Raw genomic sequence first — 16,494 nt, forward strand, 5'->3', positions numbered from 1 at the left:
TCAGGCGTGACCGTTGAAGGCGTCGCGCATCCGGGAGAAGAAGCCGCCCTGCTTGCTCAGCTCGGCGACCTCCTCGCCCCGGGTCTTGGCGAAGTCCCGCAGCATCTTCTCCTGGTCGGCGTCGAGCTTGGTGGGGGTACGCACGTCGAGGTGGACGTAGAGGTCCCCCCGGCCGGTGCCGCGCAGGTGCGGTACGCCCCGGGCGCGCAACCGCAGCGTGCTGCCGGGCTGGGTGCCGGCCTTGACGTCGACGGTCTCCTCGCTGTCCAGCGTCTTGATGGTGAGCCGGGTGCCCAGCGCGGCGGCGGTCATCGGGACGGTGACCCGGCAGTGCAGGTCGTCGCCCTTGCGGGAGTAGACGTCGTGCGGGCGCTCGTGGATCTCGACGTAGAGGTCACCGGCGGTGCCGCCGCCCGGGCCGACCTCGCCCTGCTGGGCCAGCCGGATCCGCATGCCGTCCTCGACCCCGGCCGGGATCTTGACGGTCAGCGAGCGGCGGGTCCGCACCCGGCCGTCGCCCGCGCAGGTGGGGCAGGGGTGCGGGATGGTGGTGCCGTAGCCCTGGCAGACGGTGCACGGTCGGGCCGAGACCACCTGCCCGAGGAAGGTGCGCTGCACCGACTGCACCTCGCCCCGGCCACCGCACGCCTCGCAGGTCGCCAGGTGGGTGCCGGCCGCGGTGCCCGCCCCGGAGCAGGTGGTGCAGAGCACGGCGGTGTCGACGGTGATCGGGGCCTCGACACCGAAGGCGGTCTCGTGCAGGTCCAGTTCCAGCCGCAGGATCGCGTCGGCGCCCGGCCGGGTACGCGGGCGCGGACCACGCGCGCCGCCGGCCGCGCCACCAAAGAAGGCGTCCATGATGTCCTGGAAGCCGACGAACGGTCCCGCCCCGCCGGGGCCACCCGGGCCGCCCGCGCCCCCGCCGCCCGGGGCTAGCGGGTCGCCGCCCAGGTCGACGATCTGCCGCTTCCGGTCGTCCGAGAGGACCTCGTACGCGGCGTTGATGTCCTTGAACTTCTCCTGTGCCTCCGGGTCCGGATTCACGTCCGGGTGGAACTGCCGCGCCAGCTTGCGGTAGGCGCGCTTGATCTCGTCGTCGGAGGCTTCCCGGCTCACGCCGAGAATGCCGTAGTAGTCCCTGGCCACTGCGTTCCGTGTCCTCATGTTCGTCTCGCGTTGCGCCGGTCGGCGGCCGGAGCCGGCCGTCGGCCCTGACTGGTCAGTTCTGGGCCAGCAGCTCGCCCACGTAGCGTGCCACGGCACGCACCGTGGCGATGGTGCCGGGGTAGTCCATCCGGGTCGGGCCGAGCACGCCCAGCCCACCGACGATGGTGCTGCCCGGGCCGTATCCGGTGCTGACCACCGAGGCGGCGCGGAGGTTGTCCACCTCGTTCTCGTCGCCGATCAGTACCCGGGTGGTGCTCGGTTCCGCCTCGCCGATCAGCTTGAGCAGTACGACCTCCTCTTCGAGCGCCTCCAGGATGGGTCGCAGCGAGCCCTGAAAGTCGAGCAGGCCACCCCGGGTGAGGTTGGCGGTGCCGGCCAGCGCGAGCCGCTCCTCGGTGCGCTCCACCAGCGTTTCCAGCAGCACGGTGGACAGGGTGGTCATCGCGCCGCGCAGGTGCGGCGCGCTCTCGTCGACCAGTGCCTGCACCAGCGGCGGAGTGTCGGACAACCGACACCCGACCAGTTTCTCGTTGACCAGCCGGCGCAGGTCGAGAACGTCGTCGGCCGGCACCGGCGCGGCCAGCTCGACCAGCCGCTGCTCGACCCGTCCGGTGTCGGCGATCATGACCAGCATCAGCCGGGTGGTGGAGATCGGCACCAGTTCCAGGTGGCGCACCGACGAGCGGGCCAGCGACGGGTACTGCACCACGGCGACCTGCCGGGTGAGCTGCGCCAGCAGGCGTACCGTGCGGTGCACCACGTCGTCCAGGTCGACCGCGCCGACCAGGAAGCGCTCGATGGCCCGGCGCTCGGCCGGGCTGAGCGGCTTGACCCGGGAGAGCCGGTCGACGAAGAGGCGGTAGCCGCGGTCGGTGGGCACCCGACCGGCGCTGGTGTGCGGCTGCCGGATGTAGCCCTCCTCCTCCAGCACCGCCATGTCGTTGCGGACGGTCGCCGGGGAGACCCCGAGCTGGTGCCGCTCGACCAGCGTCTTGCTGCCGACGGGCTCCTGCGTGGCGACGTAGTCCTCGACGATCGCCCGCAACACGGCCAGTTTGCGGTCGTCGAGACCCATCTCCCACCTCCTGGTGCACGTCGACCGGGGCAGCCGCTGCCCCGGCAACCGCTCTGGCACTCGACTGTAGCGAGTGCCAGTCTACGTCGGCAGTACCGCCGCCGTGATGATCAACGACGGACCGTCGGTGCGGTCGACCCCGACGGGCGGCCGGAGCGGTCGCTGACCGAACGTCGAGGCCAACGTCACCAGTGTCGCTCTGGTGCGCCCTTGCCGGCAGCCCCTACCGTGACGGCATGACTGAACCACCTCGCCCGCCCGGGTCGGGGGACGGCTTCCCGCCGGACCCGACCGCTGGCCAGGGCTCGCCATACGAGCCACCCACCGCACCACTGTCCGGTGCCCCGGGGTCGGGCGGCTATCCCCCACCCGGGGGGTATCCGCCACCCCCCGGTGACCAGCCGCCGTCGGGCGGTTACGGTCCGCCGGCCGGCTACCCCCCGGCGGGTGGCGGATATCCGACCGGCGGCGCGTACGGCGCACCGACCGGCGGTTACGCCAACAGCGAGGACAAGACCTGGGCGCTGGTCGCGCACTTCGGCGGGGCCGCCGGCGCGCTGATCAGCTTCGGCCCGCTCGGCTTCGTCGCCCCGCTGATCGCCTACCTGGTACGCGGACAGCAGTCGCCGGCCGTCCGGGCGCAGGCCCTGGCCGCGCTGAACTTCCAGATCCTCTGGTCGATCATCGCGTTCGTGCTGCTCTTCGTGAGCTGGTGCCTGCTCTTCCTGCCCAGCATCGCGGTCGTGGTGATCCAGATCCTGTTCGGGATCATCGCCGGCATGAAGGCGAACGAGGGTCAGGCCTACCGCTACCCGATGTCCGCCAGCTTCATCAAGTGAGCCCCGGCCGGCCGCTCCCCCGGCCGGTCGGGCACCGCCGCCGGCCCCGGCGTACCCCGGCAGGGTGCGCGGCGGGCCGGCGGAACCGCGCTCAGGGCAGCAGGTCGCGGACCACCGCGTCGGCCAGCAGCCGGCCGCGCAGGGTGAGCACCGCCCGCCCCCGGGGGTAGGCCGCCGGGTCCAGCAGCCCGGCGGCGAGCGCCCGGTCGGCACCGGCACGGCCGGCGTCGTCGAGCGCGGCCAACGGCAGGCCGGACGCGAGCCGCAGCCGCAGCATCACGTCCTCCATGTGCGTCTCGTCCGACGTGAGCACCTCGCGGGCCAGGCCGGGTGAGTGGCCGGCGGCGAGCCGTTGCGCGTACGTCGTGGGGTGCTTGACGTTCCACCAGCGCACCCCGCCGACGTGGCTGTGCGCCCCCGGGCCGAGGCCCCACCAGTCGGCGCCGGTCCAGTAGAGCAGGTTGTGCCGGCACCGGGCCGCCTCGGTGCGTGCCCAGTTGGACACCTCGTACCAGGAGAAGCCGGCGGCGTCGAGGGCGGCCTCCGCGGCCAGGTAACGGTCCGCCGCCACGTCGTCGGAGGGGTACGGCAGCTCACCGCGCCGCATCCGGGCGGCCAGCCGGGTGCCGTCCTCCACGATCAGGGCGTACGCGCTGACGTGGTCGGCCCCGGCGGCGACCACCTGGTCGAGTGAGGCGGCGAAGTCCTCGGCGCGCTCCCCCGGCGTACCGTAGATCAGATCCAGGTTGACGTGGTCGAACCCGGCGTCGCGGGCCTCCCGGGCGGCCTCGGCGGCCCGCCCGGGGCGGTGGGTGCGGTCGAGGACCGCCAGCACCCCGGCGGCGGCGGACTGCATGCCGAGCGAGATCCGGGTGTAGCCGGCGGCCCGCAGGGTCTTCAGCGACCCGGGGGTGACCGACTCGGGGTTGGCCTCGGTGGTCACCTCGGCGTCGGCGGCCAGCCCCCAGGTGCGGTCGATGCCGTCGAGCAGCCGGGCCAGGTCGTCGGCGGGCAGCAGGGTCGGGGTGCCGCCCCCGACGAAGACCGTGTCGACCCGGGGCGGCGGGGTGTCGCCGAGCACCCGGGCGGCGAGCGCCAGCTCGGCCAGCACCGTGTCGGCGTACGACTCCCGGCTGACGCCCCCGCCCAGCTCGGCGGCGGTGTAGGTGTTGAAGTCGCAGTAGCCGCAGCGGCTGGCGCAGAACGGCACGTGCAGGTACACGCCGAAACCGCGCTCACCGACGGCACGCAGCGCGGTGCCGGGCAGCGCGCCGTCGACGGGAACGGTCTCACCATCTGGAAGGACGCCGGGCATGGCCACTAGTGTGCCCGGCATGACCTCTCCCGACCGACTCGTGCGGGTCGCCACGGCCCGTGGGGTGACCACCCTCACCCTGGACAGCCCGCACAACCGCAACGCGCTGTCCACCCCGCTGATGACCGGGCTGCTGGCCGGGATCGCCGAGGCGGTCGCCGACGACGCGGTCCGGGTGATCGTGCTGGACCACACCGGCCCGGTCTTCTGCTCCGGGGCCGACCTGAAGGAGACGGCGGCGGCGTACGCCAGCGGGTCGGTGCCGGCCGGGATGCTCGGTGACGTGCTGGTGGCGGTCCGGGAGTGCCCGAAGCCGGTGCTGGCGAAGGTGGCCGGGCCGGCGCGGGCCGGCGGGCTGGGCCTCATCGCGGCGGCCGACCTGGCGGTCTGCGCGGCTGAGGCGACGTTCGCCTTCACCGAGGTGCGGATCGGGGTGATCCCGGCGGTGATCTCGGCGACCGTGCTGCCCCGGCTGCACCCCCGGGCCGCCGCCGAGCTCTACCTGACCGGCGACACCTTCGACGGCCGGCGGGCCGCCGAGGTGGGCCTGGTGACCGCCGCCGTGCCGGCCGACGAGCTGGACGCGGCGGTGGCCCGGTACTGCGCCTCGCTGGTCCGGGGGGCGCCGGGGGCGCTGGCCGGGACGAAGGAGCTGCTGCGCCGCCCGGCGGCCACCGACCTGCGCGCGGAGATCGCCGACCTGTCCGCCCGGTCCACCGGTTACTTCCTGTCGGCCGAGGGCCGGGAGGGCGTGGAGGCGTTCCGGCAGAAGCGGGATGCCGCCTGGGTTCCCCGGGATTGACCTGGTTTCTTCCGGTTCCGCGCGGGAACGTGAACCGGTCGACCGACCCGGGAGCGCGACGCGGCGACGTACGCTAGGCGAACGCCGAAACAGGAGGTGCGGGTGCGGACACGGACATTCGTGGCAGCCGGTGTCGTGGTGGCGCTGTTCGCCATCGTCGGAGGCTGGGGAGTCCGACAGCTCGACGGGGAGCTGCGGCTTCCCCTCGCGGGCCGCAGCTGCACCGTCCAGGCCGACGGCACCGTCCGGTTGGACGCCGAACAGATGGCCAACGCGGCCACCATCGCCGCGATCGGCATGCAGCGGCAGATGCCCGAGCAGGCCGTGGTGGTCGCCCTGGCCACCGCGTACCAGGAGTCGGGGCTGCGCAACCTGGCCCACGGTGACCGGGACTCGCTCGGCCTGTTCCAGCAGCGCCCCAGCCAGGGCTGGGGCACCCCGGACCAGATCCGCGACGAACGGTACGCGGCGAAACGGTTCTACCAGGCGTTGAAGAAGGTCCGTGGCTGGGAACGGATGGAGGTCACCGACGCCGCCCAGGCGGTGCAGCGGTCGGCGTACCCCCGGGCGTACCAGAAGTGGGCGGACGAGTCCCAGGTGCTGACCCGGGCCCTGCTCGGCGAGGCGACCGGCGCGGTGGCCTGCACGGTCGGGCGTACCCCGGTGATGCGCGGGCAGGCGGCGGCGGCCGAGCTGACCCGCGGCCTGACCCTGGACTGGGGGTTGCTTGACGCCGGTGTGGTGGCCGAGCTGACCGACGTGACGGTGCCCGCGACGGACGCCCGCGACGGCTGGCGGTACGCGCACTGGCTGGTCTCGCACGCCCCCGACCACGGGGTGAAGCGGGTCCGCTTCGACGGTCTGGAGTGGAGTGCGGACAACGGCCGGTGGGTGAAGGTGTCCGACGACCGGCCCACCGGGGCCCGGGTGCTGGCCGAGGTCTTCGCCGACCGGGCCTGAACGCGGTGGCGGGCCTGAGCGCGGTGGCGGGCCTGAACGCGGTGGCGGCCTGAGCGCGGTGGCGTCAGCCGCCGACCTGCAACCGGCGGCGGACCTTGGCCATCGTCGGCTCGGGCAGTTCGTCCACGGTGAGCAGTCGGGGCAGCAGTTCCGGCTCCAGGCTCATCGCCCGGAACACCTCGCCGACGGTCACCCCGTGCGCCGGCCGGTCCACCACCTCCACCGGATCCCCGGCCTCGAGGGCGCCCGCCCGCAGCACCCGCAGGTAGGCCCCCGGCCTGCCCTCGACGGTGAACCGCCTGATCAGGTCGGGCACGCCCCAGAAGCCGACGAACGTGGTGCACGGGGTACGCGGCTTGGTGACCTGGAGCAGCGTCGAGCCGACCGCCCAGCGTTCGCCGATCACCGCGCCGGTGACGTCCACCGCCCAGGTGGTCAGGTTCTCCCCGAACCCACCCGGGCGGACGTCCCGGCCCAGCTCGGCCGCCCACCACTGCGCGTCCTCCTGCGCGTAGGCGTAGACCGCCTGGTCGGGGCCGCCGTGATGGGCGCGTTCGCCGATGAAGTCGCCGGCCACCCCGTCGGTGTGCACGGTCACCGGCCCGTCGACCGGCCGCTTGTCGATGCCGCTGCGCCCGCTCGCGGCGCCCGCCCACTGTGCCTCGGTCACCACGCCGAGGTTCACCGTCACCACCCTGCCCGTCATGATCTCAGCCTACGGCCCCCGGTGGTCGGCTGCCGTGCGCCTCAGCCCTTGACGGCGCCGGCCACCAGGCCGGTGACCATCCGTCGCTGGACCAGCAGGAAGAACACGATCACCGGCAGGGTGAACAGGGTGGAGGCCGCCATCACCGACCCCCAGGCGGTGTCGTCCCGGCCGAAGAAGAACGTCATCGCCACCGGCAGGGTGTACCGGCTCTGGTCGTTGACGAAGGTCAGCGCGAAGATCAGCTCGTTCCAGGCGGTGATGAAGGAGAAGATGCTGGTCGCCACCAGTCCGGGCGCGACCAGCGGGAAAAGGACCTTCCGGAAGATCTGCGACCGGCTCGCCCCGTCGATCGCGGCGGCCTCCTCCAGTTCCTTCGGCACCGCCGCGACGAAACCGCGCAGCATCCACACCGCGAACGGCAGCGAGAACCCCAGGTAGGTCAGGACCAGGCTGGGCAGGGTGTTGTAGAGGCCGAGCCGCTGGATCATCAGGAACAGCGGGATGACCAGCGCCTCCAGCGGGATCATCTGGACCACCAGCAGCATGATCAGGAAGGTGGTCCGCAGCCGGAACCGGAACCGGCCCACCGCCGTCGCGGCCAGCAGCGCGACCAGGCCACTGAGGACGACCGTGCTCACCGCCACCAGCACGCTGTTGCCGAAGAAGTCGGCGAAGCCCACCCCCGGGATCAGGTTGCCGGTGAGGATCTCCCGGTAGTGCTCCAGGGTGGGGTGCGCCGGCACCGGTCGGGGGGTGGCCGAGAAGATCTCCCGGTTCGGCTTCAGCGAGGTGGCGACCATCCAGTAGACCGGGAACGCGGCGAAGAGCGCCACCAGCAGGCCGGCGCCGTTGAGGGCGACCTTCTTCACGACCCGTCCTCCTGCCTGAGCACCATCCGGACGTACAGGCCGGTCACCAGCAGCAGGATCAGGGTGAGGATGACCGCGATGGCCGAACCCACGCCGTACCTGGGCGGCGGCGAGAACGCCTCGGCGTACGAGTAGAGCGAGAGCATGAACGTCGGCCGGTCCTGGGTGCCGCCGGCCAGCACGAACTGCTGGGTGAAGACCTTGAAGTCCCAGATCGTGGAGAGCACCACCAGGATGCCGAAGACCGGTCGCAGCAACGGGAAGGTGATCTTCCAGAACACGGTCCACGGCCCGGCCCCGTCGACCCGGGCCGCCTCGTGCAGTTCCTCCGGCACGCTCTTGAGCCCGGCGAGCACGCTCACCGCGATGAACGGGAAGGAGTGCCAGACCACCACCAGGGTGAGGATCGCGAAGAACAGCAGCGGCGCGTTGAACCAGCCGTAGCCGGACCAGTCGGTGCGCCCGAAGAGCGCCTGCGACAGCCCGTCGGGCAGCGCGTTGAACGCCCAGGTGACCAGCCCGGAGGTGTCATCGAAGATCCACTTCCAGACGATCGTGCCGGTCAGCGCCGGGGTGGCCCAGGCCAGCATCACGCAACCGGCCACGAAGGTGGCCATCCGGCGGCCGAGCCGGTGCAGCAGCAACCCGACCAGGGTGCCCAGCACCATCGTCAGGAGCACGTTCGCCGCCGCGAAGAGCACCGTGTTGCGCAGCACCGTACGGAAGAACGGGTCACCGAGGATCTGGGCGTAGTTGGCCCACCCCACGAACGGCCACTCCCGGTCGCCGCGCAACTGCCGGACGTTGTCCAGCTTGAAGAACGACATCGCCACCACCTGGCCGAGCGGCCACAGCAGCAGCACCCCGACCACCACCAGGCAGGGCAGCAGGAGCAGGTACGGCAGGCGGTCCACCCGGGGCCGCCGCCGCGCGGGGGTCTCCCGCGCGGCGTCCGTCCGGCTGCGCTCGGTCAGGGTGCTCACTTGGCGTTGAGGATGCTTTCCATCTCGGCGGCGGCGTCGGCGGTGGCCTGCTCGACCGACTTCTGCCCCTTGATGACCGAGCTGTTCATCGCCTGGGTGACCGTCCTGGTCCGGCTGACCTCCACCCACTTCGGGGTCAGCGGGGTCACCCGGGTGCGCTGCATGGTGCTGGCGAACGCCGCCATCAGCTTGTCGTCGGCGTAGTTCCCGCCCCGCACCAGGTCGGCGTAGACCGGGAAGAACCCCAGGCTGCTGGCAAAGGCCTGGGCGTTCTTCTTGTTCAGCAGCACGGTGAGGTAGTCCCAGGCCAGGTCCTGCCGCTTGCTGTCCTGCCAGAGGGCGAGGTCGGAGCCGCCGGCGAAGGCCGGGGCGGGCTCACCGTCCGGGCCGGGGATCGGGAACGTGCCCCAGACCTTCTCGATCTCGGGGTTGTCCTTCTTGATCGCGCCGGCCTGCCAGCTTCCGGCGAAGGCCATCGCCGCCTTGCCGGTGGCGAACTGGGTCCGGGCGTCGATCTCGTTCCAGCCGGCGGCGGCGGGCGGGGCGACCTTGTGCACGGTCACCAGGTCGGTCCAGAACTTCACCGCCCGCTGCGCCTGCGGGCTGGTGTAACCGGACTTCCAGGTGCCGCCCTGGTCGGTGGCGATCTCGCCGCCGGCACCCCAGAGGAAGGAGTAGAACGGCAGCTCGGAGTTGCCGGGCAGGGCGATGCCGTAGGTACCGGGCTTCCTGGCCTGCACCGCCTTGGCGACCGAGACCAGCTCGTCCCAGGTCTTCGGTGGCTGCACGCCGGCCTCGGCGAACCAGTCGGTGCGGTAGTAGACGGCGCGCACGCCGGCGTACCAGGGGACGCCGTACTGCTTGCCGTCGAGCTGGGCGTTGCGTACCAGGTCCGGCAGGACGTCCCTGCCCTCGGCCCAGCCGCCGAAGCGGCCGGAGACGTCGGCGAGCGCCTCCTGGGCCGCCCAGCCCTGGGTCTCGGTGTTGCCCAGCTCGGTGACGTCCGGGCCGTCGCCGCCGGCGAGCGCCGCCTGGAACTTCTTCGGCGCTTCCAGCCAGGGGACGTACTGGACCACCACGTCGGTGTCGGGGTGCCGCTGCCGGAACTCGGTCTCCACGTCGTCGAGGAACGACGTCTGGGCGGCGCTGCCCTCGCCCATCATCCAGACCGTCAGCTTGCTGTCGTCGGCGGCCTCGTCGTCGCCGGAACCACCGCAACCGGCGAGCACCATCGCGGCCGAGGCCACGACGGCGGTGACCGGAGCCAGCCGTTTCCACCTGTTCACGCCACTTCTCCCTCGCACCGTCCGGCACTAACCTTCTCAGCCGCACCCTAGTAGGAAAATTTCCTTTACGACAGGGGGTGGTGCCCGTCCGGCTACGGACCGTTGCCGGCCGCCGCTGACGCCCGCCGGGAGCGTCCGGCGAGGCGACGGTATCGCAGCCGGGGGTCGCTCAGGCAGCCCCGCCAGAGCCGGTCGGACCCGGCAGCCGGACGCGGACGAGCGGATGCCCGCCCCCGGTCCGGGGGCGGGCATCCGATGGGTGGTACGTGTCGGCCGGTCGGCGACCGGCGGGCGGGTCAGCGGTGGCTGACGCCGCGACGGCGACCCACGCCGGCCACCAGGGCCACGGCGATGGCGGCGAGGACGACCTGCACCAGCAGCTCGGCCCAGTCGATCCCGGCGGTGACGGTCGCGATGCCCATCGCCCGCGCCAGCACGGTGCCCAGCAGCGCGGCACCGACACCGATCAGCAGGTGCATCCAGATCGGCATGTTCTGCCGGCCCGGCACGACCAGGCGGCCCAGCGCGCCGACGATGAGGCCGACGACGAGCGCGGTGATGATGCCCCAGACGGTGAACTCCACGACCGTCCTCCTTCTCTCGATATGTCATTCGGTGAGTTGTTGGTGCTGTGGTGATCGTTAGGTTCCCGAAGCGGAGAATTTCCAAACCGGCTCGGATAACGATCCGGTCGAGATCGTCGGGCGCCCCCCGACATCCGGCCGGCATCCGGGCGCAGACGCGGGCGGGCGCCCGACCCCGGAGGGTGCGGGCGCCCGCCGAACGGATGCGGTACGGCTGGTCAGCGGTGGCTGACGCCGCGACGGCGACCGACGCCGGCCACCAGGGCCACGGCGATGGCGGCGAGGACGACCTGCACCAGCAGCTCGGTCCAGTCGATGCCGGCGGTCTCCGTGGCGATGCCCATGGCGCGGGCCAGCACGGTGCCCAGCAGGGCGGCGCCCACACCGATCAGCATGTGCAGCCAGATCGGCATGTTCTGGCGGCCCGGCACGACCAGACGGCCCAGAGCGCCGACGATGAGACCAACAACGAGCGCGGTGATGATGCCCCAGACGGTGAACTCCACGGTCGCCCTCCTCCTGAAGATTGAGTCACACGGTGTGTGTGGTTCCTGTCGTGACAGCTAGGTTCCCGACCCGTCGGAAAACCAAACCGACTCACCACCACACATGTCGCCGCACGTCGATCCGACACCGCTGCGTCGGTTCGCCGCGGATCGATGTCCGCGCAGCTCAGGAGGCTCACACCGGGCCGTACGGCAGCGGTACGGCGGGCGGCGAAATTCGTCCGTACGACCGCCTGCCGGGCCGGCCCGACGGCTGCTTCCTGCCGGGCCGGCTCCGCGGCTACTTCTTGCCGGCCGGCTTGGCGTCGCCGGAGTCCGAGGAGAGCGCGGCGATGAAGGCCTCCTGGGGCACCTCCACCCGGCCCACCATCTTCATCCGCTTCTTGCCCTCCTTCTGCTTCTCCAGCAGCTTGCGCTTACGGCTGATGTCACCGCCGTAGCACTTGGCGAGCACGTCCTTACGGATGGCGCGGATGGTCTCCCGGGCGATCACCCGGCTGCCGATCGCCGCCTGGATCGGCACCTCGAACTGCTGGCGCGGGATCAGGTTGCGCAGCTTGGCCGCGATGGTCGTGCCGTAGGTGTACGCCTTCTCCTTGTGCACGATCGCGCTGAACGCGTCCACCGGCTCGCCGTGCAGCAGGATGTCCACCTTGACCAGGTCGGACGCCTGCTCGCCGGAGGGCTCGTAGTCCAGCGAGGCGTAGCCCTTGGTACGGCTCTTGAGCTGGTCGAAGAAGTCGAAGATGATCTCGGCGAGCGGAAGGGTGTAGCGCAGCTCCACCCGGTCGGCGGAGAGGTAGTCCATCCCGAGCAGGCTGCCCCGCCGGCCCTGGCACAGCTCCATCACCGCGCCGACGTAGTCGTTCGGGGTGAGCACGGTGGCCCGGACGACCGGCTCGTACACCTCGGCGATCTTGCCGGTGGGGTACTCGCTCGGGTTGGTCACCACGATCTCCTGGCCGTCGTCGGTGATGGCCCGGTAGACCACGTTCGGCGCGGTGGAGATCAGGTCGAGGTTGTACTCCCGTTCCAGCCGCTCCCGGATGATCTCCAGATGCAGCAGGCCGAGGAAGCCGCAGCGGAAGCCGAAGCCGAGCGCCCCGGACGTCTCCGGCTCGTAGTCGAGGGCGGCGTCGTTGAGCTTGAGCTTGTCCAGCGCCTCGCGCAGGTTGGGGTAGTCCGAACCGTCGATCGGGTAGAGGCCGGAGTAGACCATCGGCTTCGGGTCCTTGTAACCGCCGAGCGCCTCGGTCGCCGGCCGGGCGTTGATGGTGACGGTGTCACCCACCCGGGACTGGCGGACGTCCTTCACCCCGGTGATCAGGTAACCCACCTCGCCGACCCCGAGCGCGTCGGCCTTGACCATCTCGGGGGAGATCACGCCGATCTCCAGCAGCTCGTGCACGGCGGCGGTGGACATCATCTTGATCCGGTCCCGGGCGCCGATCCGGCCGTCGATGACCCGGACGTAGGTGACCACGCCCCGGTAGACGTCGTACACCGAGTCGAAGATCATCGCGCGGGCCGGGGCGTCGGCGTCACCGACCGGCGGGACGAACTGCCGGACGATCTCGTCGAGCAGGTACGGCACCCCGTCACCGGTCTTGCCGGAGACCCTGATGCAGTCCTCCGGATCGCCGCCGATCAGGTGGGCCAGTTCCTCGGCGTACTTCTCCGGCTGGGCGGCCGGCAGGTCGATCTTGTTGAGCACCGGGATGATCCGGAGGTCGTTCTCCAGCGCAAGGTAGAGGTTGGCCAGCGTCTGCGCCTCGATGCCCTGGGCGGCGTCGACCAGCAGCAACGCCCCCTCGCAGGCCGCCAGCGACCGGGAGACCTCGTAGGTGAAGTCGACGTGGCCGGGGGTGTCGATCATGTTGAGGACGGCCTGCTCACCGGCCCGCTCGCCCTCCCGGATGGTCCACGGCATCCGGACGGCCTGGCTCTTGATGGTGATGCCGCGCTCGCGCTCGATGTCCATCCGGTCGAGGTACTGCGCACGCATCTGTCGCGGGTCGACCACCCCGGTGAGCTGCAACATCCGGTCAGCCAGGGTCGACTTGCCGTGGTCGATGTGAGCGATGATGCAGAAGTTCCGGATGCGCGTCGGGTCGGTGGCACCAGGAGCGTTCGCGCCGGGATCGAGCGTCGGTGGCACAGCGGTCCGTTCTGGTCGGCTGACGTGGGCGGGCCGGCACACCGCCGGCCCCCTCTATGCTCCCACGTCGCTCCGAACCCGGTCCGCTCACTCCTCGGGTGGCTCGACGTGCCGGGCGGCTCACCCCTCGGGTGGCTCACTCCTCGGGTCGCTCACTCCTCGGGTCGCTCACTCCTCGGGTGGCTCGACGAAGAGGGCGGCCAGCTTCGGCAACCGGCGGCGGGCCTCCTCCTCGTCGTCGAAGTCCCAGAAGTCGTTCAGGTCGGGCACCGGCACCCGGTCCCGTTCCGCCGGCAGGTCGGTCGCGGTGGCCTTCCGGTACGCGTCCCACGGCACCGCCAGCATGTCCGCACACTCGAACTCCTCGCCGCTGAGCGCGGCCGACCGGATCCGGGGCAGCTCCGCCAACGAGTCCGGGGCCGCCACCACGGCGGCGAAGACCGCCCGCCCCTGGGTCATCAACCAGCCCCGGAAGTACTCGAACCCGTCGTCGGAGGCACCCCCGTTGATCAGGTAGGCCGCCCCCCACAGGTCGACCCGGTAGGACGCCGCCAGCACCCGCTGCTGGTGGTGCGCGTACCCGACGATGTCCTCCGGGGCGCGCTCGGCGAGCAGGGCGACCGCGCGGGCGGCGACCGCGTCCGCCTCGCCCCCGGCTCCGCTGCGGGCCTGGTCGATCAACTGCCAGAAGTCATCCGTCCTCATGGCCCCGCAGTCTCCCAGAACCCCGCCCCGACCGGGCCGCACCCGCCGGCCCACCCCGCCCGCACCCGCCCCGCCCGGGTCGCACCCGCCCGACCGGACCCGCCCCGCCCCGCCCGGACCCGTCCCGCCCGGACCCGCCGCCCCGACCGGACCCGCCCCGCCCGGGTCGCGCCGCCCCTCTCCCGCCCCGCACCGCACGGTCCCGTCCGGACCACGCCGTCCGTTCCGCGTCGGGTGCGGACGTCCCCGGGGCCGGCGTGCGCCGTGCTCCGCGCCGGGTCTGCCCGCGCGGAGCGGAGCGGGCACGATGGTGCGGTGTCCGCCACCCTGCCGCCGTACCACCGGACCGCCGTGCGACCCGACTGGCGTGACCTGCCCGACGGCCTCCGGGAGGCGGTCACCGCCCGGCTCGGCGCGACGGTGGTCACCGCCCGGACCGCCACCGCGGGGTTCACCGGCGGCTTCGCCGCCGTGCTGGAGACGGCCGCCGGTGAACGGGTCTTCGTCAAGGCCGCCGACCTGACCCGGCAGCGCCACCTGGCCGACTGGTACGTCCGGGAGCTGGCCGTCCTGGACCGGCTACCGGCCGGGTTGCCGGTCCCCCGCCCGCACTGGGCGCTCGCCGCGGCCGGCTGGTACGCGGTCGGCCTCGACGCCCTGGACGGGCGCACGCCCCGACTGCCCTGGAAACCGGCCGAGCTGACCGCCGTGCTCGACGGGTACGCCGAGGTCGCCGCCGCGCTGGCCGCCCCGCCGCCCGCACTGACCGCGCTCGGCCTGCCCAGGCTGGCCGACCTGGCCCGCACCGACATCCTCTGGTGGGGTGAGGTGGCCGCCGGACGGGAGCCGGTGCCCCCGCTCCCCCCGCAGGCCCGCCACCGGCTGCCCGAACTCGTCGCGCTGGAGTCCCGGCTCCCCGGGTACGCGGCGGCCGCGCCCGGCCTGGTCCACGGCGACCTGCGGGTGGACAACGTGCTGCTGGACCCGGCCGGACGGGCCTGGTTCTGCGACTGGAACTGGCTCTGCCACGGCCCGGCCTGGTTCGACCTGGCCGGCCTCCTGATCACCGGGTACGCCGAGGGCGTGGACCTGGACGCGGTCTTCGCCACCCACCCGGCAGCGGCCGGTGCCCCACCCGACGCCCTGGACGTGACGCTGGCGGCGCTCGCCGGCTACTACCTCACCGCCGCCGGCCCACCACCGGCCACCGACCTGCTCCCGACCACCAGCCTGCTCCCGACCACCGGCCCGTCATCGACCACCGACCTGCCCCCGACGGCCGACGCGTCGCCGGGCGGGCCGACCACCGGCCCGGATCCGACGGGAACGTCCCCGCTGCTGTGGGCGCACCGGCGGTTCAGCGGGGAACAGGCGCTCGGCTGGCTCTCCGCCCGGCAGGGCTGGCGCTGACCCCGCCCAGGGCCGAAGCTGACCCGACCCAGGGCCGACACCGGCCCACCCAGGGCCGAAGCTGACCCGGCCAGGGACGACACCGGCCCGCCCGCCGACGGTGGGGGCGTTTTCCCTTCCGTCCGGTGACCTGGTAGCCTCGGTTTTCGCGTGGCGATGACGCATGCTCGTCGCGCGCGGAAGTTGCAGACCAAACCGAGCTATCAAGACGAGGCTGTCGCGTGGCGAACATCAAGTCCCAGATCAAGCGCAACCGGCAGAACGAGAAGCGCCGGCTGCGGAACAAGTCGGTCAAGTCGTCGCTGAAGACCGCCATCCGGAAGTTCCACGAGGCTGCGGAGGCCGGTGACACCGAGAAGGCCACCGCCCTGATGCGTGACGCCGCCCGCAAGCTCGACAAGGCCGCCAGCAAGGGCGTCATCCACGCCAACCAGGCGGCCAACCGGAAGTCGGCCATCTCGAAGCGCGTCGACTCGCTCTCGGCCTGACCGAGCGACCCAGACCTGATCGTGAGCCCCGGAGCGCCGCTCCGGGGCTCACGGCTGTCCGCCCGGCCGGCGACCATCGCCACGGTCGGATCACCACCCCACGGCACCGTCGTCGGCCGGGCGGTGGTCGGGGTGCCGCCGCCGAGGCCGTCCGCCGGGTCTCCCGGCCGCGCCAGGGCTCTCCTCTCAGCGGTGCCGCCGGGGGGCGCTCGGGGGCGCGGGGTCGACCGGCTCCCACGGCCCACGTGCGGTGGTGATGAGCACGCCGGCCCGGGTGCTCGGCACCCTGGCGCGACCGATCACCGGCTCGACCTGCCGCCGGAACCGGTCCCGCTCCTGCTCCGGCACCAACGCCGCCGAGTGGATCACCCGCTCGGCGACGACGTCGTTGAGTTTCACCATGACGGCCACCGCCAGCGGCAGCACCGGGACCGTCCACCAGTTCACCAGCTCGGCCAGGGCGAGCAGCACCGCGAGCGCCACCGCCCCCTCGAAGAAGACGAAGCAGAGCACCCCACCCGGGTTGACGAAGCGCAACCCGAGCATCCGGGCGTAGAGCGGTCGATAGCGTTGGTCGTCCGTCGGCACGGTCGACCACCCCCGCCGGCCGTGCCCGGTCACCGGAGCGGCCAGCTCGG

17 protein-coding genes are annotated in these 16,494 nt (G+C 72.4%); 5 read left to right on the forward strand and 12 right to left on the reverse strand.

All coding sequences use genetic code 11. From position 1 onward, the window contains the following. Together dnaJ and hrcA are read right to left on the reverse strand one after the other, a co-directional pair. On the reverse strand, nucleotides 1-1,146 hold the full coding sequence (dnaJ, locus tag O7612_RS23445; protein WP_282274015.1) for a molecular chaperone DnaJ: 1,146 nt from the start codon (nucleotides 1,144-1,146) through the stop codon (nucleotides 1-3). Between the two features lie 73 nt (nucleotides 1,147-1,219). Next, complete coding sequence (hrcA, locus tag O7612_RS23450) at nucleotides 1,220-2,242, reverse strand: heat-inducible transcriptional repressor HrcA (protein WP_282267377.1); 1,023 nt, start codon at nucleotides 2,240-2,242, stop codon at nucleotides 1,220-1,222. A 236-nt stretch (nucleotides 2,243-2,478) separates the two neighbouring features. Between hrcA and O7612_RS23455 the strand changes: the two genes are divergently transcribed. Continuing rightward, complete coding sequence (locus tag O7612_RS23455; protein ID WP_282267379.1) at nucleotides 2,479-3,081, forward strand: DUF4870 domain-containing protein; 603 nt, start codon at nucleotides 2,479-2,481, stop codon at nucleotides 3,079-3,081. 91 nt (nucleotides 3,082-3,172) lie between these two features. Here the strand turns inward: O7612_RS23455 and hemW are convergent, their stop codons facing one another. Then, a complete protein-coding gene (gene hemW / locus O7612_RS23460; RefSeq protein WP_282274016.1) occupies nucleotides 3,173-4,396 on the reverse strand; it encodes a radical SAM family heme chaperone HemW in 1,224 nt (407 codons plus the stop codon). A gap of 19 nt (nucleotides 4,397-4,415) precedes the next feature. On the opposite strand from hemW, the gene O7612_RS23465 reads away from it, so the two are divergent. Both O7612_RS23465 and O7612_RS23470 read left to right on the forward strand, forming a co-directional pair. After that, nucleotides 4,416-5,198 carry an enoyl-CoA hydratase-related protein gene (locus tag O7612_RS23465; protein ID WP_282267381.1) on the forward strand — a complete coding sequence of 261 codons (783 nt, stop codon included), beginning with the start codon at nucleotides 4,416-4,418 and terminating at the stop codon, nucleotides 5,196-5,198. A gap of 96 nt (nucleotides 5,199-5,294) precedes the next feature. Next, entirely contained in the window at nucleotides 5,295-6,158 is an 864-nt protein-coding gene (locus tag O7612_RS23470; protein WP_282267383.1) for a hypothetical protein, read from the forward strand. Nucleotides 6,159-6,222: 64 nt separating this feature from the next. On the opposite strand, the gene O7612_RS23475 is transcribed toward O7612_RS23470, so the two are convergent. The 8 genes from O7612_RS23475 to O7612_RS23510 all read right to left on the reverse strand — a co-directional run bounded on the left by O7612_RS23475 (nucleotide 6,223) and on the right by O7612_RS23510 (nucleotide 13,958). Continuing rightward, nucleotides 6,223-6,864, reverse strand: a complete 642-nt coding sequence (locus O7612_RS23475) for an MOSC domain-containing protein (protein ID WP_282267385.1) — start codon at nucleotides 6,862-6,864, stop codon at nucleotides 6,223-6,225. Between the two features lie 41 nt (nucleotides 6,865-6,905). Then, nucleotides 6,906-7,736: a carbohydrate ABC transporter permease gene (locus tag O7612_RS23480; protein WP_282267387.1), complete on the reverse strand. Its 831-nt coding sequence runs from the start codon at nucleotides 7,734-7,736 to the stop codon at nucleotides 6,906-6,908. Next, nucleotides 7,733-8,719, reverse strand: coding sequence for a sugar ABC transporter permease (locus O7612_RS23485; RefSeq protein WP_282267389.1), 987 nt, complete (start codon nucleotides 8,717-8,719; stop codon nucleotides 7,733-7,735). Before O7612_RS23485 ends, O7612_RS23480 begins: the two co-directional genes overlap by 4 nt. Further along, nucleotides 8,716-10,005, reverse strand: a complete 1,290-nt coding sequence (locus O7612_RS23490) for a sugar ABC transporter substrate-binding protein (protein WP_282267391.1) — start codon at nucleotides 10,003-10,005, stop codon at nucleotides 8,716-8,718. Before O7612_RS23490 ends, O7612_RS23485 begins: the two co-directional genes overlap by 4 nt. A gap of 296 nt (nucleotides 10,006-10,301) precedes the next feature. Then, nucleotides 10,302-10,589, reverse strand: a complete 288-nt coding sequence (locus O7612_RS23495) for a transglycosylase (RefSeq protein ID WP_067311227.1) — start codon at nucleotides 10,587-10,589, stop codon at nucleotides 10,302-10,304. A gap of 218 nt (nucleotides 10,590-10,807) precedes the next feature. After that, a complete protein-coding gene (locus O7612_RS23500) occupies nucleotides 10,808-11,095 on the reverse strand; it encodes a GlsB/YeaQ/YmgE family stress response membrane protein (RefSeq protein ID WP_067311224.1) in 288 nt (95 codons plus the stop codon). Nucleotides 11,096-11,375: 280 nt separating this feature from the next. Beyond that, on the reverse strand, nucleotides 11,376-13,253 hold the full coding sequence (gene lepA, locus O7612_RS23505) for a translation elongation factor 4 (protein ID WP_282267399.1): 1,878 nt from the start codon (nucleotides 13,251-13,253) through the stop codon (nucleotides 11,376-11,378). Between the two features lie 168 nt (nucleotides 13,254-13,421). Then, nucleotides 13,422-13,958 (reverse strand): DUF4240 domain-containing protein, encoded by a 537-nt coding sequence (locus O7612_RS23510; protein ID WP_282267401.1) that lies wholly within the window; start codon nucleotides 13,956-13,958, stop codon nucleotides 13,422-13,424. 315 nt (nucleotides 13,959-14,273) lie between these two features. Here O7612_RS23510 and O7612_RS23515 point away from each other — a divergent pair, with 315 nt between their 5' ends. Further along, on the forward strand, nucleotides 14,274-15,368 hold the full coding sequence (locus tag O7612_RS23515) for an aminoglycoside phosphotransferase family protein (protein WP_282267403.1): 1,095 nt from the start codon (nucleotides 14,274-14,276) through the stop codon (nucleotides 15,366-15,368). A gap of 221 nt (nucleotides 15,369-15,589) precedes the next feature. Beyond that, nucleotides 15,590-15,856, forward strand: a complete 267-nt coding sequence (rpsT, locus tag O7612_RS23520; protein WP_282267405.1) for a 30S ribosomal protein S20 — start codon at nucleotides 15,590-15,592, stop codon at nucleotides 15,854-15,856. Nucleotides 15,857-16,042: 186 nt separating this feature from the next. Here rpsT and O7612_RS23525 read toward each other — a convergent pair whose 3' ends face one another. Next, entirely contained in the window at nucleotides 16,043-16,477 is a 435-nt protein-coding gene (locus O7612_RS23525; RefSeq protein WP_282274017.1) for a hypothetical protein, read from the reverse strand. Nucleotides 16,478-16,494 lie beyond the last annotated feature (17 nt).

The organism is Micromonospora sp. WMMD987, from assembly GCF_029581435.1.
GTDB lineage: Bacteria > Actinomycetota > Actinomycetes > Mycobacteriales > Micromonosporaceae > Micromonospora > Micromonospora rifamycinica.

Bases quoted from the DNA above. Each gene is read 5' to 3' on its own strand.
- hemW (WP_282274016.1), bottom strand. From the start codon at position 4,396: ATGCCCGGCGTCCTTCCAGATGGTGAGACCGTTCCCGTCGACGGCGCG.
- O7612_RS23455 (WP_282267379.1), top strand. From the start codon at position 2,479: ATGACTGAACCACCTCGCCCGCCCGGGTCGGGGGACGGCTTCCCGCCG.
- O7612_RS23475 (WP_282267385.1), bottom strand. From the start codon at position 6,864: ATGACGGGCAGGGTGGTGACGGTGAACCTCGGCGTGGTGACCGAGGCA.
- hrcA (WP_282267377.1), bottom strand. From the start codon at position 2,242: ATGGGTCTCGACGACCGCAAACTGGCCGTGTTGCGGGCGATCGTCGAG.
- O7612_RS23510 (WP_282267401.1), bottom strand. From the start codon at position 13,958: ATGAGGACGGATGACTTCTGGCAGTTGATCGACCAGGCCCGCAGCGGA.
- O7612_RS23465 (WP_282267381.1), top strand. From the start codon at position 4,416: ATGACCTCTCCCGACCGACTCGTGCGGGTCGCCACGGCCCGTGGGGTG.